Raw genomic sequence first — 1936 nt, forward strand, 5'->3', positions numbered from 1 at the left:
GTTAAGCTGTTAAGCATTTAAATTGCTTGTTGAGACGAGGCAAGAGGCAAGAGGCAAGAGGCAACAGTAAAGGGATTGGGGGAGATTCGGCTAATCTTAAGAATAAGTGCTTTAAATGCGTCTTAGGTTATCAGTTATCAGTTATCAGTTATCAGTTATCAGTTATCAGTTATCAGTTATCAGTTAGAAAGGGGATATAGGGATTTAGGGAAATTTCAGCCAAATGCCCCACTTCCCCATCACACCCGACACCCCATCTCCCCACTACCCCACTACCCCATCTCCCCACTTCCCCATCACACCCGACACCCCATCTCCCCACTACCCCATCTCCCCACTTCCCAATTCATAATTCATAATTCATAATTCCTATGACCGATACTATCACCGACTATAAAAACCTAATTAGTGAACTGATTAACCGTTATAAAAACCGCGTCGATTTCCTGACAATTCGTCTAGAAGAAGCGCGGGGGACTAATATTCTACTGCGTTCCGAACGAGTGGAAACCCTCAGCGAAGGTATTGCTATCGGTGGTCAGGTACGCGCCTGTTATAAAGGAGGTTGGGGATTTGCCAGCTTTAATCAATTATCCAGTTTACAGGAACGATTAGAAGATGCGATCGCTGCCGCCCGTTTAATTGGGGAAGAAGAAACCCTGATTGCTCCGGTAGAACCTGTAATTATCTCCTGTGAATTGCCTTTAACGGGAACAGATCCCCGTTTAGTACCATTAGCCGATAAAAAAGCCCTCTGCGATCACTATAATAACCTATTGCGTCAACACCATCCCAGTATTGCCACCACTTCCGTCCGTTATAGCGATAGTAGTCAACATATTCTTTTAGGTACTTCTGACGGGACTTTAATCGAACAAAAATGGTCAGACTTAGAGATGCGTTTTTCGGCCACCGCTAGGGATGGGGACAGCGTACAAACGGGCCGGGAAACCACAGGATCCCGAAAAGCTTTCGAGGATCTGGTCAATTTAGAAGAACAGGTGCAGGGGTCGGCTAAACGGGCCGTACAAGCCCTAGTTTTGCCCCCTGTCAAGGGCGATACCTACACCGTCGTCATCGATCCCATTTTAACCGGTCTGTTCGTCCATGAGGCTTTTGGCCACCTTTCCGAGGCAGATATGTTATACGAAAATCCTGACCTTTTGGAAGTGATGAGTATGGGCAAACGTTTTGGACCAGATAACCTGCAAATCTTTGACGGGGCCTATCCAGAAGGTCATCGGGGCAGTTATTTTTATGACGATGAGGGAACCCCGGCGACGACGACTCAGTTAATTAAAGATGGGGTTTTGGTGGGAAGACTGCATTCGCGGGAAACGGCGGGCAAATTAGGCGAAAAACCGACCGGTAACGCCCGTTGTCTCAATTATCATTATCCGCCCATTGTCCGCATGACCAACACTTGGATTGAACGGGGAACCACTGCGGTTAAAGAGTTATTTTCGGGCATAAAAACGGGAGTTTATGCCCAAAATTGGCAGGGAGGCATGACTAACGGCGAAATGTTCACTTTTAGCGCCGGGGAAGCTTGGATGATTCGCGATGGAGAAATTGCTGAACCCGTTAAAGATGTTACTCTCTCCGGTAATGTCTTTAAAACCCTAGCCAATATTGAGGCAATTGGGGATGATTTCTACTGGGACGAGTCGGGAGGCTGCGGAAAAGGGGGTCAAAGTGGTTTACCCGTCGGCTGCGGTGGCCCCAGTCTCCGTATCCGCGATGTGGTGGTGGGGGGAGAAGCCGATATTCAGTAATCAGTGATCAGTAAACAGTAATCAGTGAAAAGAAAGTGGGAAACTACTATTTAATACTGATAACTGATAACTAATAACTGATAACTGATAACTGCTATAGCGCAGTTTCATACAGCCGAAATCGGGTGTATCCCACATTTGCAAAAATACCGACAATCAGC

At 46.7% G+C, this 1936-nt stretch carries 1 protein-coding gene; it reads left to right on the forward strand.

Annotated elements, in window-relative coordinates; translation table 11 throughout:
- Positions 1-371 precede the first annotated feature (371 nt).
- Positions 372-1775 (forward strand): TldD/PmbA family protein, encoded by a 1404-nt coding sequence (locus MICAI_RS16955; RefSeq protein ID WP_008205004.1) that lies wholly within the window; start codon positions 372-374, stop codon positions 1773-1775.
- The last annotated feature ends 161 nt before the right edge of the window (positions 1776-1936 follow it).

This window comes from Microcystis sp. T1-4, assembly GCF_000297435.1.
Classification (GTDB): domain Bacteria; phylum Cyanobacteriota; class Cyanobacteriia; order Cyanobacteriales; family Microcystaceae; genus Microcystis.